The organism is Streptomyces sp. NPDC042346 (assembly GCF_055581845.1).
Genome location: NZ_JBVJEH010000006.1, coordinates 341,545 through 357,485, shown reverse-complemented (window position 1 = coordinate 357,485; position 15,941 = coordinate 341,545). Strand labels below are relative to the sequence as shown.

The window sequence follows — 15,941 nt, the reverse complement described above, 5'->3', positions numbered from 1 at the left end:
AACTAGCAGTGGTAATTAAATGGCCGAGTGGGGTGGCACCGCATGAATCTGGAACTGAGCGAGGAGCAGGAAGCCGTACGGCGGCTCGCCGAGGACTTCGTCGCGCGCGAGGTCACCCCGCACGCCGTCGCGTGGGACCGCGCCGAGGAGGTGGACCGGGCGATCGTGAAGAAGCTCGGCGCCGTCGGCTTCCTCGGGCTCACCCTCCCGGAGGAGTACGGAGGTTCGGGCGGCGACCACCTCGCGTACTGCCTCGTCACCGAGGAGCTCGGCCGCGGCGACTCCTCCGTGCGCGGCATCGTCTCCGTCTCCCTCGGCCTGGTCGCCAAGACCCTCGCCACCTGGGGCACCGAGGAGCAGAAGCGGGCCTGGCTCCCCCGGCTCGCCGCCGGCGAGGCGCTCGGCTGCTTCGGCCTCACCGAGCCGGGCACCGGATCCGACGCCGGGAACCTCACCACCCGCGCGGTCCGCGACGGCGACGACTACGTCGTGAACGGCACCAAGATGTTCATCACCAACGGCACCTGGGCCGATCTCGTCCTGCTCTTCGCCCGCACCAATGACACCCCGGGACACAAGGGCGTCTCCGCCTTCCTCGTCCCCACGGACACCCCCGGCCTCACCCGCCGCGCCGTCCACGGCAAGCTCGGCCTGCGCGGCCAGGCCACCGCCGAACTGGTCCTGGAGGACGTCCGCGTCCCGGCCGCCGCGATGCTCGGCCCCGAGGGCAAGGGCTTCACCGTCGCCATGTCCGCCCTCGCCAAGGGCCGCATGTCCGTCGCGGCCGGCTGCGTCGGCATCGCGCAGGCCGCGCTCGACGCCGCCGTGCGCTACGCGGGGGAGCGCGAGCAGTTCGGCAAGCCCATCGCCTCGTACCAGCTCGTCCAGGAGCTGATCACCGACATCGCCGTGGACGTCGACGCCGCCCGGCTGCTCACCTGGCGGGTCGCCGACCTGATCGACCGGGGCCGGGACTTCGCCACCGCCGCCTCCAAGGCGAAGCTGTACGCCTCCGAGGCCGCCGTCCGCGCGGCGAACAACGCCCTCCAGGTCTTCGGCGGTTACGGCTACATCGACGAGTACCCGGTCGGCAAGCTGCTCCGCGACGCGCGCGTCATGACCCTGTACGAGGGCACCAGCCAGATCCAGAAGCTCATCATCGGACGGGCACTGACGGGGGTCTCGGCCTTCTGACGACTGAGCTGACGACGGAAGGGACATGCGAACCGACATCTGAGTACCTCGCGGTACCCCGCTGAGTACGCGGACGGATGTGGCGCCCGCCACATCCGTCGGATGCTGTCGGCATGAGCGACACACCGGTCAAGCAGCAGAACACCGCGGCCTACTACGCGCAGGCCGTCCTCTCCTTCGGGATCGCCCTCGCGGCCGTGGCCATCGGGATCTTCCAGCTGGAGGCCAGCGCCTGGGTGCGGGCCTTCCTCGCCGTCGCGGTCCTCTACCTCACGACCTCGGCCTTCACGCTCGCCAAGGTCGTCCGCGACCGCCAGGAGGCCGGCCAGATCGTCAGCCGCGTCGACCAGGCCCGCCTGGAGAAGCTCCTCGCCGAGCACGACCCCTTCCAGAAGCTCTGAGCGATCGATCTCCGAGCCGCCGATCTCTAAGCGCTTGCTCACCCTCGTTGTATGGTGTTCGTCCTGACGGGGTCCGAGAGGGAGTGTGGGATGAGCGCGGCGGAGGAGACGCCCGGGGGCGAGGACATGCCCTGGGGCGAGGTCACGCCCGAGGCGGCCCGGCGACTGCTGGTGGCCGCCGTCGAGGCGTTCGCCGAGCGCGGCTACCACGCCACCACCACCCGGGACATCGCGGGCCGCGCCGGCATGAGCCCGGCCGCGCTCTACATCCACTACAAGACCAAGGAAGAGCTGCTCCACCGGATCAGCCGCATCGGCCACGACAAGGCCCTGGAGATCCTCCGGGCCGCGGCCGACGGCGACGGCACGGCCGCCGAGCGGCTCGCCGACGCCGTGCACTCCTTCGTCCGCTGGCACGCCGAGCGCCACACGACCGCGCGGGTCGTGCAGTACGAGCTCGACGCCCTGGGCCCCGAGCACCGCGCCGAGATCGTGGAGCTGCGCAGGCAGTCCGACGCCGCGGTGCGGCGGATCATCGACGAGGGCGTCGCGGCGGGCGAGTTCGTGGTGCCGGACGTGCCCGGCACCACGGTCGCGGTGCTCTCCCTCTGCATCGACGTCTCGCGCTGGTTCAACACCCAGGGCCGCCGGACGCCCGACGAGGTCGGCGCGCTCTACGCCGACCTCGTGCTGAGGATGGTCGGGGTTCAGAAGTAGTAGCGGGAGACCGACTCGGCGAAGCAGACCGGCTTGTCGGCGCCCTCGCGCTCCACGGTCACCGCCGCCGTCACCTGCACGCCGCCGCCGGCCTCCTCGACCTTCGTGAGGACGGCCGTGGCGCGCAGCCGCGAGCCGACCGGTACGGGGGACGGGAACCGCACCTTCTCGGTGCCGTAGTTGAGGCCCATCTTCATGCCCTCGACCCGCAGGACCTGCGGAACGAACAGCGGCAGCAGCGACAGCGTCAGATAGCCGTGCGCGATCGTCGCGCCGAACGGGCCGTCGGCGGCGCGCTCCGGGTCGACGTGGATCCACTGGTGGTCGCCGGTGGCCTCGGCGAAGAGGTCGATGCGCTTCTGGTCGATCTCCAGCCAGTCGCTGTACCCCAACTGCTCGCCGACCCCCGCGCGCAGCTCATCGGCGGAGGTGAAGATCCTCGGCTCGGCCATGTTCCTCGTCCCTTCTCGTACGACATACCGCTTGGTATCTAAGCGCTTGCTCAGCATGTGGGGTACGACGGCCGGTGTCAACGGCCGCCCCTGAAGGACCAGTAGGGTCGCGGAGTGCCGCAGATTCCAGAGAAGATCCACGAGCTCACCGTCGGCCAGCTCTCCGCCCGTAGCGGGGCCGCCGTCTCCGCCCTGCACTTCTACGAGGCCAAGGGGCTCATCAACAGCCGCCGCACCACGGGCAACCAGCGCCGCTACGGCCGCGACACCCTGCGCCGGGTCGCCTTCGTCCGGGCCGCGCAGCGCGTCGGCATCCCCCTCGCCACGATCCGCGACGCGCTCGCCCGGCTCCCCGAGGAGCGCACCCCCACGAACGAGGACTGGGCGCAGCTCTCGGCGGCCTGGCGCACGGAACTCGACGCGCGCATCACACAGCTGGGCCGGCTGCGCGACCACCTGACGGACTGCATCGGCTGCGGCTGCCTGTCCCTGGAGACCTGCGTCCTCTCCAACCCCGACGACGTCTTCGGCGAGCGGATGTCCGGCTCCCGACTCCTCCCGGTCCGCCGGCCCGCCGACGAGACCTAGAGCCCGTCCGGGGCGAGTGCCGCCGTGACCAGTTCGGCGGGGGAGCGGGCGCGGGTGCCGTCCGGCAGGAGCAGGGTGTCGGACAGTCCGATCCGGGTGCCGAGTCCGAGGCGGCGGGCCAGGCGCAGCACCGGCCACGTACCGCCGTCCACGCCGTGGAGCAGGACCGGCGGCCCGGACGGGACGTCGAGGCCGTCGAGCAGGGCCCGGGCCGTGGCCACGGCCGTCGCCGGGTCCGGGTCGGTGACCTCCGCGCGGACCCGCAGCACGCGGGCCGCCAGGGGCGAGCGCGCGAACCGCGCCGGGCCGTCCGTGCCCGACCGCACTCCGGCCTCGACACCGACACCGCGCTCCAGGAGCGCCGCCGCCACCTCCTCCGCGCCCGGCTCGTGCCAGTCGACCGAGGCGTGGTCCGGCGGTTCCGGGAGGACGGCCCAGGAACGCACCCGCTCGACCCGGCGCCCGGGATCGGGCTCGGCGGACGCACTCGCCGTCACCCCCACGGGCACGGCGACGGCCGCCCTGACCGCCGTCAGGACCGGCGCGAGCACCCGCGGCGAGAGGGACTCCGCACCGCAGGGCGTCCGCGGGTGCACCCGCACGTCCCGCGCGCCCGCCGCCACCGCCAGGGCCGCGGCCTCGGCCATCGACTCCGGCGACATCGGCCGCATCGGCACCCCGGCCGCGGCCCCCGGCCCCCGTGACCCGTTGAGGCACACCTGAAGCGCGGCCTCTTCCGTGCTCACGCCGCCGGAGCCAGCGGCCGGCGCCGCTCCCCGCGGGCGCGGGCCAGCGCGCCCGACGTCAGCACCGCGCGCGGGACGCCCACGCCGCAGTCCCCGCACACCGGACCGAGCCACGGCTCGTACGTGTCCCCCGGCCCCGCCCGCCACTCGATCCGCGGCCCCGCGCAGACCGGACAGCGCTCGCCCGGGCCGTCCTCCAGGGCGGCGATCAGCCGGCGCAGCACCTCCGGCAACGGGTCCGACGGGTGCACCGCCGGGTCGCCGCACCGCACCACCCCGTTGCCGCCCCAGACGCGCCGGTGCCAGTCGTCGACCGCGCCGAGCCCGCGCAGCCCGTCGTGCTTCTCGCGCCGCCGCCGGGCGGCGAACTGCTCCTCGTACGCGAGCCACACGGCCCGCGCCTCCTCCAGCTCGTCGAGAGCGGCCACGAGCCGCCCCGGATCGAGCTCCCGGTCCTCGGGACCGAACCTGTGCCTGCGGCACAGATGGTCCCAGGTCGCCCTGTGCCCGTAGGGCGCGAAGCGCTCCAGACACTTGCGCAGCGAGTACCTGCGCAGCGCCGTGTCGCACCCGGGATCACGCACCTGTCTCGCGAGACTCCGGAAACCGGCCATCTCTCGCCACCTCCGTCGCTGGTCCTACCGCGGTATCAGAGGGACGAACGAGTGGCCCGCCGTGTTCCATCGAAATTCGGATGGCACCCATCAACGGGGCGGAAGGGATCATCGAAACCCAGCGGAACGCGCGCGTCCGATGAGGTCGACGTGCGCGTCCGACGGGGTCGCGTGTGCGTGCGAAGGGGTCGCGTGTGCGTGCGAAGGGGTCGCGTGCGCGTTCGACGGGGCTACGGGCGGCCCGCCCGGGCCGCCGACACCACCACCCGGGCCAGCTCGGGACGGCGGATGTCGGTGTGCGAGCGGACCACCTCCGCCGCGTCCACGTTCACGCACCCCGAGCCGGGCACGCCCTCGTACGGCACGTCCGCCACGGTCCGCCGCGCCGTCCCCGGCACCGCCTGGACGCCGTCGTGCCCGATCGCGCCCCAGCGCGGGTCGTCCGAGCCGAGCAGGCCGACCGACGGACCGCCTGCCGGACTCCCCGACGCACCGCCTGCCGGACCACCCGCCGGACCGGCCGTACGACCGCCCGCCGGACCGGCCAGCGACTCGGAGTCGCCCGCGAGGCGGGACGCCAGCGGGTACATCACCCCGAGCGCCGTGTCGTGCCGGGAGTAGCAGGCCACCACCGGACCGCGCACCCGGCGCTGCATGTCCCGCAGCGCACCGGACCGCCGGGGGTCGTGCGGCAGCCGGGCGGCGAAGGCGTAGTGCGAGAAGGCGCCCTGAAGCAGGGTCACGGAGGCCACCGGCCGCGCCCCCTCCGGAAGGCCCCGCAGCGCGTACGCCACGAGCCGGGCGCCCATGCTGTGCCCCACGAGGTGGACGCGCAGACCGGGGGCCGTGCGGGCGACCTCGCCGAGCAGCGGCCCGAGCCCGAACTCGCCGACCCGGCCCGCCCGCCGCTTCATCACGTAGTACGTGGCCTGCCGCAGCGCCTCCCTGGCCCCCTTCCAGTACCGCTTGGGCCCCTCCCCGAAGCCCTCCTCCGCACCGCGGCCCTCCAGGGCCTCGGTGAACAGGGCGCACACCGCCACCGGATCCGCCACCAGGAACTCCGGCACGGGCTCCGCGACCCCGGAGACGCCCTCCGCGCCCCCGGACACGCCGGTCAGCTCCCTCAGGAGCTCCCCGAACTCGGCGAACGCGGCCTCGTCCGCCGGAGCGAGCGCCAGCAGCTCGGCGAGCCGCCCGAGGACCGGCTCCTTCTCCGGGAGGACCGTCACGAGCGCCCGGTAGTCGGGCACCGGCTCGTCCGTGAACATCATCGAGGGCCAGATCACCCCCGCGTACCCGGCCTCGACCCCGGGCCCGAAAAGCCCGGGGAAGGGGGCGAAGAAGTCCGAGCAGAGGCGGGTGGCTCCGGACGGGGAGCTGTTCCACCCGTGCGCGAGCAGCACCAGGTCCGTCACCCCCTGCCGGGCCAGTGCCGCGAGGGCCGCGGACTGTCCCGCCGGCCCGTCGCCGTCCTTGTCGAAGGTGATCTCCCGGTACGGTTCCACACTCATCCCGGTCACGGCCCGACCGTCCCTCCACGTCGAGGTGGCCGCCGCGCCGAGGGCGCGCGGGTGCGCGGGCAGCGGCTCCACGGCCAGCATGCCCGCGCGGGGACCCGTCCAGACGTGCCGGGGCCGCCCTCCTGGCGCGCCGTCAGCGCCGGCCGCGTGGTCACGCAGCCGGCGTGTGGTCACGCGGCCGGCGCACCCGCGCCGTCAGCGCAGCCGCGCCGCCGAGACCCGCGGGAAGTGGATCAGCAGGTCGTACGAGGCGGGGAGCCGAAGGGTCACGACATCGCCCGGCCAGGGGTACGCCGTCCCGATGTGCCGGACCGGCCGGGGCACGGCGAGCCAGTTGCGTGCCGCCGGGGTCGTCCGGCGCAGGTCCAGGTAGAAGGCGCCGGGGGAGACCCGGTCCAGGGTGGCGGAGTGGCTGTCGGGGCCGAGGGGGCCGACGGTGAAGGCCCGCAGCGGCTCGCCCGGAGCCTCGGTGTCGTGCGCGTTGAACGAGCCCTGCCCGAAGGTCGCGCCGACGCTCACGTAGTCCTTGCCGAGGAGGTCCCGCAGAAAGGCGCCCTGGAGCCGCGGGTACTGGTCCGGCTTCGGTGTCACGTACCCGACGTGCCCGTTGTGCGCCGAGAGCACGATCCGGTCGCCGGTCTGCCGCTGCCACCACACGGTGTTCTCCGCCATGACGCGGTCCCGGTAGAGCATCGCCTCGGCGACGCCCGTCTCCGACAGGATGTCGTACGAGAACTCGGTGCCGACCTGGGCGATGGCACGCGCGTGCTGCACCGCCCAGACGTGCGCCTCCCGCGCCCCCGGGCCCGTGCCGGGCGCCTGCTCCTCCAGGAGCGCGAGCGCCCGGTTCACGTCGGCGGACATCCGCTGCCGCTCGGGGCGCGGCTTGACCAGGTACGCCTTCATCCAGGGCTCGACCCCGCCGGAGGGCCGCGACGCCCGGTACAGCTCCCGGAAGCGGGGGAGGAGCGCGGGACGCGTGCGGGCCACGTACGAGGTGACGGCGTCGAAGAGGTTCGGCCCGGCGTAGCCGAGGTCGTTGCCCATGAAGCGGACCTGGTGCCCGGGGTGGAGCCGGTTGTACTTCCGCATCCACTGGAACAGGTCGAGGTACTCCTCGGTGTTCCAGAGGCGGTACGACTCCTGGAACTCGTCCCGCATGATCGCGTGGATGTCGCCGCGCCCGGTGCGGACCCACTCGTCGACGAGGAGCCCGGTCGACCAGTTGGCCTCCAGGGCGAAGGTGGTGAAGCCCTGCTCCTCCACGAGGTGCTCGAAGATCCGGTGCTTGGTCTCGAAGAACTCGCCCGAGCTGTGGGTGGCCTCGCCGATGCCGACGACCTTGGCCGAGCCGATCATCCGGTCGAGGGGGCGCAGGTCGGTCAGGGGGTGGGCGGAGCGGGCGAGTTCGCGGGCGGGGTCGGGGGCGGGCCGGGCGGCCGCACCGGCGGCGGGTGTCAGGGCGCCGAGGCAGGCGGCGACCAGCACCCCGACGAGGACCGGGCCGCCGCGGGAGGAGCGGCGCCGTAAGGAGAGCTTCCTGAGGTTCCTGAGGTTCATGGGGCAAGCCTCGTCGGCGGGACGCCCCGGGGGACATCCCGCCCGCCCCCGTGCCGACACGGGGGTTGACCCCCGTGAACCGGGGGTCAACCCCCGTCAGCGGTAGAGCAGATGCTCCCGCCGCACCGCCCGGAAGGCCGCCAGGTCCGCCTCCCATGCCCCGACGACCTCGTCGGTGTCCGCGCCCGCGTCGATCAGGGTCCGTACCCGGGTCGAGCCGGTCAGCTTGTCGATCCAGTTGTCCGGGCGCCAGGCGAAGCCCGGCCACGAGCTCCGGGCGGTGACCAGGAGCCCGACCCCGGTCCGTACCGGGTCGAAGGAGTCCCGGTCGTCGACGTGCAGCTGCACCCCGCCCACGGTCTTCCCCTGGAACTTGGAGAAGGTCGGGGCGAAGTACGCCTCGCGGAAGCGGACTCCGGGCAGGCCGAGGGCGTTCGCCGCCTCCGCCCACCGCCGGTCGACCCCTTCCGCGCCGAGCAGCTCGAAGGGGCGGGTCGTGCCCCGGCCCTCGGACAGGTTCGTCCCCTCGAAGAGGCACGTGCCGGAGTAGACGAGCGCGGTGTCCGGCGTCGGCATGTTCGGGCTCGGCGGCACCCAGGGCAGCCCGGTCGCGTCGAAGAACGCGCCGCGCCGCCACCCCGTCATGCGGACGGTCTCCAGGGCCACGGGCGTCGCCAGGAACTCCGCGTTGAAGAGCAGGGCCAGCTCGGCCACCGTCATGCCGTGCGCCTGCGCGATCGGCTCGCGCCCGACGAACGTCGCGAACGCCCGGTCGAGGACGGGGCCGAGCGCCGCCCGCCCGGTGACCGGGTTTGGTCGGTCGAGGACCACGAACCGCTTCCCGGCGAGCGCGGCGGCCACCATGCAGTCGTACAGCGTCCAGATGTACGTGTAGAAGCGCGCGCCGACGTCCTGGATGTCGAAGACGACCGTGTCCACCCCGGACGCCGTGAAGACGTCCGCCAGCGGCTGTCCGCTCTTCAGGTACGTGTCGTAGACCGGCAGCCCGGTCGCCGGGTCGTCGTACCGGCCCTCGGATCCGCCGGCCTGGGCGGTGCCCCGGAAGCCGTGCTCGGGGCCGAAGACGGCGACCAGGTCGACCCGTTCGTCGGCGTGCATCACGTCCACGACGTGCCGGGCGTCGGCGGTGATGCCGGTCGGGTTGGTGACGACGCCGACCCGCTCGCCGGCCAGCAGGGCGTACCCGTCCGCCGCGAGCCGCTCGAAGCCGGTCCGCACGCGGCCGTGGCCGGAGGCGGGGGAGTGGCCGGGGGCGGAGGCGGACGCGGAGGTGGGGGCGGCTGCGGCCGCGGCGGTGGACGCGGTGGCCGCCACCGCCCCGACGGCCCCTCCGGCGGCCAGCAGACTCCGTCGCGACAGGCTCATGGAACCCCCTCGGGGTGATCGGGATGACATGGGCACGCACGCTAGCGCTCCTGACCGCCCCGGGGAACGAGGCGTGCGGAACGGGTCTTCCGCCACTCCATACCGACTGGTTAGTCTGTCCGGGTCGTCACAGCCGAGAGGTGGGTCCATGAACGCGGACACGAACGAGCTCCGGGGCGCCGGTGTGGTGGTCACGGGAGCGGGCGGCGGGATCGGCGCGGCCCTCGCCCGCCGCTTCGCCGCCGAAGGGGCCCGGGTCGTCGTCAACGACCTCGACCCCGTCCGTACCAAGGCCGTCGCCGAGGAGATCGGCGCGCTCGCCGTCCCGGGCGACGCCTCCGCCGTCGTCGACGAGGCCCGCGAGGCCCTCGGCGGCACCATCGACGTCTGGTGCGCCAACGCCGGCCTCTCCTCGCCCGGCGACGCCTTCGCCGACGAGGACGTCTGGGCCGCCGCCTGGGACGTCAACGTGATGGCCCACGTCCGCGCGGCCCGCGCCCTGCTCCCCGGCTGGCTGGAACGCGGCAGCGGCCGCTTCGTCTCCACCGTCTCCGCCGCCGGACTGCTCACCATGATCGGCGCGGCCCCGTACAGCGTCTCCAAGCACGGCGCGTACGCCTTCGCCGAGTGGCTCTCCCTGACCTACCGCCACCGCGGCCTCAAGGTCCACGCGATCTGCCCCCAGGGCGTCCGTACGGACATGCTCACCGCCGCCGGATCGGCCGGCGATCTCGTCCTCGCCCCCACCGCCATCGAGCCCGAGGACGTGGCCGACGCCCTCCTCGACGCCATCGCCGCCGACCGGTTCCTCGTCCTGCCCCACCCCGAGGTCGCCGCCTACTACCGCAACCGCGCCACCGACCCCGAGCGCTGGCTCGGCACCATGAACCACGTCCAGCGCACATGGGAGACGGGCGCCCGCTAGCCGGGGCCGCGGCGGATGGGAAGATCTACGGACGGGAACGGTGTTCCCCCGACCAGGAACGATCACGACGGAAGGCGGCGGAGCATGGCCAGGACGACGGACGAGAGCGGGGCACCGGTCCCCCAGAGGCTCCTCGCCGCCGCCACCCGGCTCTTCGCGGAGCAGGGTTACGACCGCACTTCCGTCCAGGAGATCGTCGAGGCAGCCGGGGTCACGAAGGGCGCCCTCTACCACTACTTCGGCTCCAAGGAGGACCTCCTCCAGGAGGTCTACTCCCGGGTCCTGCGCCTCCAGCAGGAGCGGCTCGACGCCTACGCGAAGGCCGACGCGCCCGTCGCGGACCGGCTGCGCGGCGCCGCCGCCGACGTCGTCGTCACCACGATCGAGAACCTCGACGACGCCGCCATCTTCTTCCGCTCCATGCACCACCTCAGCCCCGAGAAGAACAAGCAGGTCAGGGCCGAGCGGCGGCGCTACCACGAGCGGTTCAGGGCGCTGATCGAGGAGGGCCAGCAGTCCGGGGTGTTCTCCTCGGCGACCCCCGCCGACCTGGTCGTCGACTACCACTTCGGCTCGGTGCACCACCTGTCGACCTGGTACCGCCCGGACGGCCCGCTCACCCCCGCGCAGGTGGCCGACCACCTGGCCGACCTCCTGCTGCGGGCCCTGCGCCCGTGACCGGCGCGTAGCCGTCGGCCCCTCGCCGCCCGTGACCGGCGAGTAGCCGCCCGGCTCCTCGCTACAGGTACTTCTTCAGCTCCCGGCGGGCCAGCGACCGCTGGTGCACCTCGTCCGGCCCGTCCGCGAGCTTCAGCGTCCGCGCCGCCGCCCACAGCTCGGCCAGCGGGAAGTCCTGCGAGACCCCGCCCGCCCCGTGCGCCTGCACGGCCTTGTCGATGATGTCGACCACCGCGCGGGGGGTCGCGATCTTGATGGCCTGGATCTCGGTGTGCGCGCCCCGGTTGCCGACGGTGTCCATGAGCCAGGCCGTCTTGAGGACGAGCAGCCGCAACTGCTCGATCGTCACCCGGGCGTCCGCGATCCAGTTCTGCACGACGCCCTGCTGGGCGAGCGGCTTCCCGAACGCGGTCCGGGTGACCGCACGCCGGCACATCAGCTCGACGGCACGCTCGGCCATCCCGATGAGCCGCATGCAGTGGTGGATGCGGCCGGGGCCGAGGCGGGCCTGCGCGATGGCGAAGCCGCCGCCCTCCTCGCCGACCAGGTGCGACGCGGGGACGCGGACGCCGTCGAAGACCACCTCGGCGTGACCGCCGTGGTAGTGGTCCTCGTACCCGTACACCCGCATGGCGCGCCGCACCTCGACACCGGGGGTGTCGCGCGGCACGAGGATCATCGACTGCTGGCGGCGGAGGTCCGTCCCGTCCGGGTCGGTCTTGCCCATGACGATGAAGACCTTGCAGTCGGGGTTCATCGCCCCGGAGATGTACCACTTGCGTCCGTCGACGACGTACGTGTCGCCGTCCCGCCGGATCCGGGTCTCGATGTTCGTCGCGTCGGAGGAGGCGACCTCGGGCTCGGTCATCGCGAAGGCCGAGCGGATCTCGCCCGAGAGGAGCGGCTCCAGCCACTGCTTCTTCTGCGCCTCGTCGCCGAACTGGGCGAGCAGCTCCATGTTCCCGGTGTCCGGGGCCGCGCAGTTGAGGGCGGTCGGGGCGAGGTGCGGGCTGCGGCCGGTGATCTCGGCGAGCGGCGCGTACTGGAGGTTGGTCAGCCCGGCCCCGTACTCGGCGTCGGGAAGGAAGAGGTTCCACAGGCCCTGCCGCTTGGCCTCGGCCTTGAGGTCCTCGACGACCTGCGGGGTGTCCCAGGGCGAGGCGAGCAGCGCCCGCTGCTCCTCGGCGACGGCCTCGGCGGGGTACACGTGCTCGTCCATGAAGGCGAGGAGTTTCGCCCGCAGTTCCTCGGTGCGGGCGTCGTACGCGAAGTCCATGGCGGATCAGCCTTCCTGGAGGGTGGTGAGGCCGTGCTCGATGAAGACGGGGACGAGTTCGCCGATGCGGTCGAAGCCGGCACCGACCGTCTGTCCGAGGGTCCAGCGGTAGTGGATGCCCTCCAGGATCACGGCGAGCTTGAACCAGGCGAAGGCCGTGTACCAGGCGAGGGCGGAGGTGTCGCGGCCCGAGCGGGCGGCGTAGCGCTCGACCAGCTCGGCGGCGCTCGGGTGTCCGGGGGCCGTGGCGGTCGTGGAGACGGGGGAGTCCGGCAGATCGAGCGGCGTGCTGTACATGACGAGCAGGCCGAGGTCGGTGAGCGGGTCGCCGAGCGTGGACATCTCCCAGTCGAGGACGGCCCGGATGCGGTCGTCCTCGCCGATGAGGACGTTGTCGAGGCGGTAGTCGCCGTGGATCACGGTGGGCGGCGGCGAGCCGGGCAGCGCGCGGCCGAGGGCGGCGTGCAACTCGTCGATCCCCGCGAGGTCCCGGCCGCGCGAGGCGTCGAGCTGCTTGCCCCAGCGGCGCAGCTGCCGGTCGAGGAAGCCCTCGGGGCGGCCGAAGTCGCCGAGCCCGACGGCCGCGGGGTCGACGGCGTGCAGGTCGACGAGCGTGTCGACCAGGCCGAGGACGGCGGCGCGGGTGCGCTCGGGGCCGAGCGGCGCGAGCTCCCGGGCCGAGCGGTACGGCGTCCCGTCGACGAACTCCATGACGTAGAACGGCGACCCGAGGACGGACTCGTCCTCGCAGAGCAGCAGTGAGCGCGGGACCGGCACGTCCGTCGTGTGCAGGGCGCTGATGACGCGGTGCTCGCGCCGCATGTCGTGCGCGGTGGCGAGGACGTGCCCGAGCGGCGGCCGGCGGACGACCCAGCGGCCGGTGCCGTCGGTCACGACGTACGTCAGGTTCGACCGGCCGCCCTCGATCAGCCGGGCTTCGAGGGGGCCGGACACCAGGCCGGGCCGCTCGCGATCGAGGAACCGGCGCAGCCGCTCGGGATCGAGACCTGGTGGCGGGGCGGAACTCATGGGGCGTACCTCCGGTTCGGCTTCGGTCGGCGTTCATGATGACCGACCAGTCGGTATGTCGTCCAGGGGGGGGCCGGGAAACCCCGTACCGCACTCTGGCCCTGGATCGCATCCCTGAATAGGGTTCACATATGGATGCGCTGAAGCTGCTCGTCGACGAAGTCCGGCTGACCCCGATCCTCATCTCCGACCCGCCCCTCCTCAACGTCCAGGGTGTCCACCAGCCCTTTACCCCCCGGCTCGTGGTGGAGGTGATCACCAGGGGCGGGGTGATCGGCCTCGGGGAGACGTACGGCGACGGCGTGTACCTCGACCTCGCCCGCTCCCTCGCCGAGGCCCTGCCCGGCCATCCGGTCACGGACGTGAACTCCCTCTTCGGTCTGGCGGCAACCGCCGATCCGGTGGGCCCGGAGGCCGAGCGCGACGCCGCGGACGTCGACGCCGGCGGGCTGCGCGGCGTCAGAACCGCCGACAAACTCCGCCTCTCCGTCGTCTCCGCCTTCGAGACCGCCTGTCTCGACGCCCTCGGCAAGACCCTCGGCCTGCCCGTCCACGCCCTGCTCGGCGGGAAGGTCCGCGACACCGTCGAGTACAGCGCCTATCTCTTCTACCGCTGGGCCGCCCACCCGGGCGCGGGACCGTCGGGCGGCCCGGCGGGCGCCCCGACGGGCGCCCCGACGGGCCACCCGGCGGACGACTGGGGCGCGGCCCTCGACCCCGCCGGGATCGTCGCCCAGGCCCGCCGCTTCGACCGGCTGTACGGCTTCCGCTCCTTCAAGCTCAAAGGCGGGGTGTTCGAGCCGGAGCGGGAGATCGCCGCGATCCGCGCGCTCGCCGAGGAGTTCCCCGGCCGCCCGCTCCGCCTCGACCCCAACGGCGCCTGGTCCGTGGAGACCTCCCTCGCCGTCGCGCGCGAGCTCAAGGACGTCCTGGAGTACCTGGAGGACCCCGCGAGCGGCACCGGCGCGATGGCCGAGATCGCCGCCCGTACGGACGTGCCGCTCGCCACCAACATGTGCGTGACCACCTTCGAGGAGGTCCCGGAGGCCTTCGCGAAGGGAGCGGTACGGATCGTCCTCTGCGACCACCACTACTGGGGCGGGCTCCACCGCACCCGCGAACTGGCCGCGCTCTGCCGCACGTACGGCGTCGGGCTCTCCATGCACTCCAACACCCATCTGGGCATCAGCCTCGCCGCCATGACACAGGTCGCCGCCACGCTGCCCGAGCTCGACCACGCCTGCGACACCCACTACCCCTGGCAGACCGAGGACGTCGTCACCACCCGGCCCGTCTTCCGCGCCGGCCGGCTCGCGGTCTCCGACGCGCCCGGCCTCGGCGTCGAGCTCGACCGGACCGCGCTGGCCGCCCTGCACCGCCGCTGGCTCGACGACGACGGCACGTTGCGGGAGCGCGACGACGCGGCGGCGATGAGGGTCGCGGACCCGGGCTGGCGCACGCCCCGGGTCCCGCGCTGGTGAGACGCCCTCGGGGCAGGGCCCGGGGGAGCAGGGCGCTCACGCGTGGCAGGCCACCGGCACCCCGCCGTTCATGGCGGCCATGTCGCCGAACACCGCCGCCGGGTCCAGCGGCGACCCCTCCGGCAGGCCGTCCAGCTCCGCGTACGCCCGGTGCAGGTTCGCGACGAGCCGCTCGCTCTCCTGCCACGCGGCGAACTCCCCGAGCTCCGCGCCCCGCGCCGTCTCCAGCGGCGTCGCCCCCTTCGCGTATCCCTCGGCGGCCAGCTCCCGCACCCAGAGCAGGTACCGCTCCGTCGTGTCGTACGCCGAGGGGTCGGTCACGCGCCCGTGCCCCGGCACCACCGTCGGCGCGTCGAGCGAGCGCAGCAGGTCGAGCGCGCGCAGCGACCCGGCGAGCGACCCCATGGGCAGGAAGGGCGTACCGCCGTGGAAGACCAGGTCGCCGGTGAAGACCACGCCCTGCTCCGGGAGGTGCACGATCGAGTCGCCCGTGGTGTGCGCCGGGCCGGGGTGGATCACCCGCACCTCGATGTCGGCGACGTACAGCGTCAGCAGCTCGCGGTACGTGACGGACGGCGGCAGGATGTCGACCTGCCCGAAGTCGGTCTGCGGCCACAGCAGATGGAGCTGGTGCCCGGCGGCGAGCTGCTCGGTCCGGCAGTTCTCGTGCCCGACGATCCGGGCCTCGGGCCGGAAGACGCCGTTGCCGTACGTGTGGTCGCCGTGGTGGTGCGTGGTCACGATGGTCCGGGGCAGCGGCAGCCCCTCCGCGAGGACCGCCTCGCGCAGCAGTCGCGCCCGGCGCTCGGTGGCGGCGGTGTCGACGAGGAGGGACTCGCCCGCGTCGCCGAGGAAGCCGGCGTTGTTCAGGCACCAGCCGCCGTCGGGCTGGACGAAGGCGTGGACGTTCGGCGCGAGCGCGACGACGTAGGGATCGGTGGCAGACAAAAGGGGTTCCCCCGGCTGAGAGCTCAACTGGACAGGGGAAGAGTGCCAGTTGGCCGCAGTCAGGGAAAGCCGGGGGAAGCCGGGGGAAGGCAGCCCGGGTCGAGGGCGGTGTCAGTGGTCGTCCCAGTGGTTGCCGTGCGGCGCGTGCCGGTGCCCGTCGTGCGCGTAGTCGAGGTGGTCGCCGTGCGCGACGGCGGTGTGTCCGCACTCCGGCCCGTGCGTGTGGTCCGGGTGGGTGTGCGCGATGTGCGAGGTGGTCTCGCACTCGTCCCAGTGTCCGGCGTGCTCGCGGTGCAGATGCCCGTTGTGGGCGTAGTCGACGTGGTCCCCGTGGGTGACGGCGGTGTGCCCGCACGACGGGCTGTGGGAGTGCGCGTGCGTGGGGTGCTCGTGGTGGAGAACGGTCATGGCGTGGCCTCCGTGACG

At 73.4% G+C, this 15,941-nt stretch carries 17 protein-coding genes; 7 read left to right on the top strand and 10 right to left on the bottom strand.

The features are described from left to right. Positions 1 to 42: 42 nt before the first annotated feature. The 3 genes from ACZ6K0_RS25520 (at position 43) to ACZ6K0_RS25510 (ending at position 2,312) form a co-directional block, all read left to right on the top strand. Positions 43 to 1,194, top strand: coding sequence for an acyl-CoA dehydrogenase family protein (locus tag ACZ6K0_RS25520; RefSeq protein WP_469234508.1), 1,152 nt, complete (start codon positions 43 to 45; stop codon positions 1,192 to 1,194). 113 nt (positions 1,195 to 1,307) lie between these two features. Continuing rightward, positions 1,308 to 1,595 (top strand): YiaA/YiaB family inner membrane protein, encoded by a 288-nt coding sequence (locus ACZ6K0_RS25515; protein WP_376407451.1) that lies wholly within the window; start codon positions 1,308 to 1,310, stop codon positions 1,593 to 1,595. Positions 1,596 to 1,685: 90 nt separating this feature from the next. Continuing rightward, positions 1,686 to 2,312 carry a TetR/AcrR family transcriptional regulator gene (locus tag ACZ6K0_RS25510; protein ID WP_125749469.1) on the top strand — a complete coding sequence of 209 codons (627 nt, stop codon included), beginning with the start codon at positions 1,686 to 1,688 and terminating at the stop codon, positions 2,310 to 2,312. Here ACZ6K0_RS25510 and ACZ6K0_RS25505 read toward each other — a convergent pair. Then, the gene (locus ACZ6K0_RS25505) at positions 2,303 to 2,764 is read right to left on the bottom strand and encodes a MaoC family dehydratase (protein WP_469234511.1); all 462 of its coding nucleotides are present in this window, start codon (positions 2,762 to 2,764) and stop codon (positions 2,303 to 2,305) included. The two genes, ACZ6K0_RS25510 and ACZ6K0_RS25505, sit on opposite strands and share 10 nt — an antisense overlap. A 114-nt stretch (positions 2,765 to 2,878) precedes the next feature. Between ACZ6K0_RS25505 and soxR the strand changes: the two genes are divergently transcribed. Further along, complete coding sequence (gene soxR / locus ACZ6K0_RS25500; protein WP_376407456.1) at positions 2,879 to 3,352, top strand: redox-sensitive transcriptional activator SoxR; 474 nt, start codon at positions 2,879 to 2,881, stop codon at positions 3,350 to 3,352. On the opposite strand, the gene ACZ6K0_RS25495 is transcribed toward soxR, so the two are convergent. The 5 genes from ACZ6K0_RS25495 to ACZ6K0_RS25475 all read right to left on the bottom strand — a co-directional run bounded on the left by ACZ6K0_RS25495 (position 3,349) and on the right by ACZ6K0_RS25475 (position 9,178). Beyond that, on the bottom strand, positions 3,349 to 4,023 hold the full coding sequence (locus ACZ6K0_RS25495) for a 3-keto-5-aminohexanoate cleavage protein (RefSeq protein WP_469234686.1): 675 nt from the start codon (positions 4,021 to 4,023) through the stop codon (positions 3,349 to 3,351). The genes soxR and ACZ6K0_RS25495 overlap by 4 nt on opposite strands. A gap of 71 nt (positions 4,024 to 4,094) precedes the next feature. Further along, positions 4,095 to 4,712 carry a hypothetical protein gene (locus ACZ6K0_RS25490; RefSeq protein ID WP_376407458.1) on the bottom strand — a complete coding sequence of 206 codons (618 nt, stop codon included), beginning with the start codon at positions 4,710 to 4,712 and terminating at the stop codon, positions 4,095 to 4,097. A gap of 230 nt (positions 4,713 to 4,942) precedes the next feature. Beyond that, on the bottom strand, positions 4,943 to 6,406 hold the full coding sequence (locus ACZ6K0_RS25485) for a serine-threonine protein kinase (protein WP_469577036.1): 1,464 nt from the start codon (positions 6,404 to 6,406) through the stop codon (positions 4,943 to 4,945). A gap of 21 nt (positions 6,407 to 6,427) precedes the next feature. Continuing rightward, positions 6,428 to 7,792, bottom strand: coding sequence for an erythromycin esterase family protein (locus ACZ6K0_RS25480; RefSeq protein ID WP_469234513.1), 1,365 nt, complete (start codon positions 7,790 to 7,792; stop codon positions 6,428 to 6,430). A gap of 96 nt (positions 7,793 to 7,888) precedes the next feature. Beyond that, entirely contained in the window at positions 7,889 to 9,178 is a 1,290-nt protein-coding gene (locus ACZ6K0_RS25475) for an exo-beta-N-acetylmuramidase NamZ family protein (RefSeq protein WP_376407462.1), read from the bottom strand. Between the two features lie 148 nt (positions 9,179 to 9,326). Here ACZ6K0_RS25475 and ACZ6K0_RS25470 point away from each other — a divergent pair, with 148 nt between their 5' ends. Both ACZ6K0_RS25470 and ACZ6K0_RS25465 read left to right on the top strand, forming a co-directional pair. Then, positions 9,327 to 10,103 carry an SDR family oxidoreductase gene (locus tag ACZ6K0_RS25470; protein WP_376407464.1) on the top strand — a complete coding sequence of 259 codons (777 nt, stop codon included), beginning with the start codon at positions 9,327 to 9,329 and terminating at the stop codon, positions 10,101 to 10,103. 84 nt (positions 10,104 to 10,187) lie between these two features. Then, complete coding sequence (locus tag ACZ6K0_RS25465; RefSeq protein ID WP_376407466.1) at positions 10,188 to 10,781, top strand: TetR/AcrR family transcriptional regulator; 594 nt, start codon at positions 10,188 to 10,190, stop codon at positions 10,779 to 10,781. A gap of 61 nt (positions 10,782 to 10,842) precedes the next feature. On the opposite strand, the gene ACZ6K0_RS25460 is transcribed toward ACZ6K0_RS25465, so the two are convergent. Together ACZ6K0_RS25460 and ACZ6K0_RS25455 are read right to left on the bottom strand one after the other, a co-directional pair. Next, entirely contained in the window at positions 10,843 to 12,057 is a 1,215-nt protein-coding gene (locus ACZ6K0_RS25460; protein WP_376407467.1) for an acyl-CoA dehydrogenase family protein, read from the bottom strand. Positions 12,058 to 12,063: 6 nt separating this feature from the next. Continuing rightward, complete coding sequence (locus tag ACZ6K0_RS25455; RefSeq protein ID WP_376407469.1) at positions 12,064 to 13,086, bottom strand: phosphotransferase family protein; 1,023 nt, start codon at positions 13,084 to 13,086, stop codon at positions 12,064 to 12,066. 131 nt (positions 13,087 to 13,217) lie between these two features. On the opposite strand from ACZ6K0_RS25455, the gene ACZ6K0_RS25450 reads away from it, so the two are divergent. Beyond that, a complete protein-coding gene (locus ACZ6K0_RS25450; protein WP_469234518.1) occupies positions 13,218 to 14,567 on the top strand; it encodes an enolase C-terminal domain-like protein in 1,350 nt (449 codons plus the stop codon). A 36-nt stretch (positions 14,568 to 14,603) separates the two neighbouring features. On the opposite strand, the gene ACZ6K0_RS25445 is transcribed toward ACZ6K0_RS25450, so the two are convergent. After that, on the bottom strand, positions 14,604 to 15,515 hold the full coding sequence (locus ACZ6K0_RS25445) for an MBL fold metallo-hydrolase (RefSeq protein ID WP_376407473.1): 912 nt from the start codon (positions 15,513 to 15,515) through the stop codon (positions 14,604 to 14,606). A gap of 111 nt (positions 15,516 to 15,626) precedes the next feature. After that, positions 15,627 to 15,923, bottom strand: a complete 297-nt coding sequence (locus ACZ6K0_RS25440; RefSeq protein WP_469234520.1) for a hypothetical protein — start codon at positions 15,921 to 15,923, stop codon at positions 15,627 to 15,629. Positions 15,924 to 15,941 lie beyond the last annotated feature (18 nt).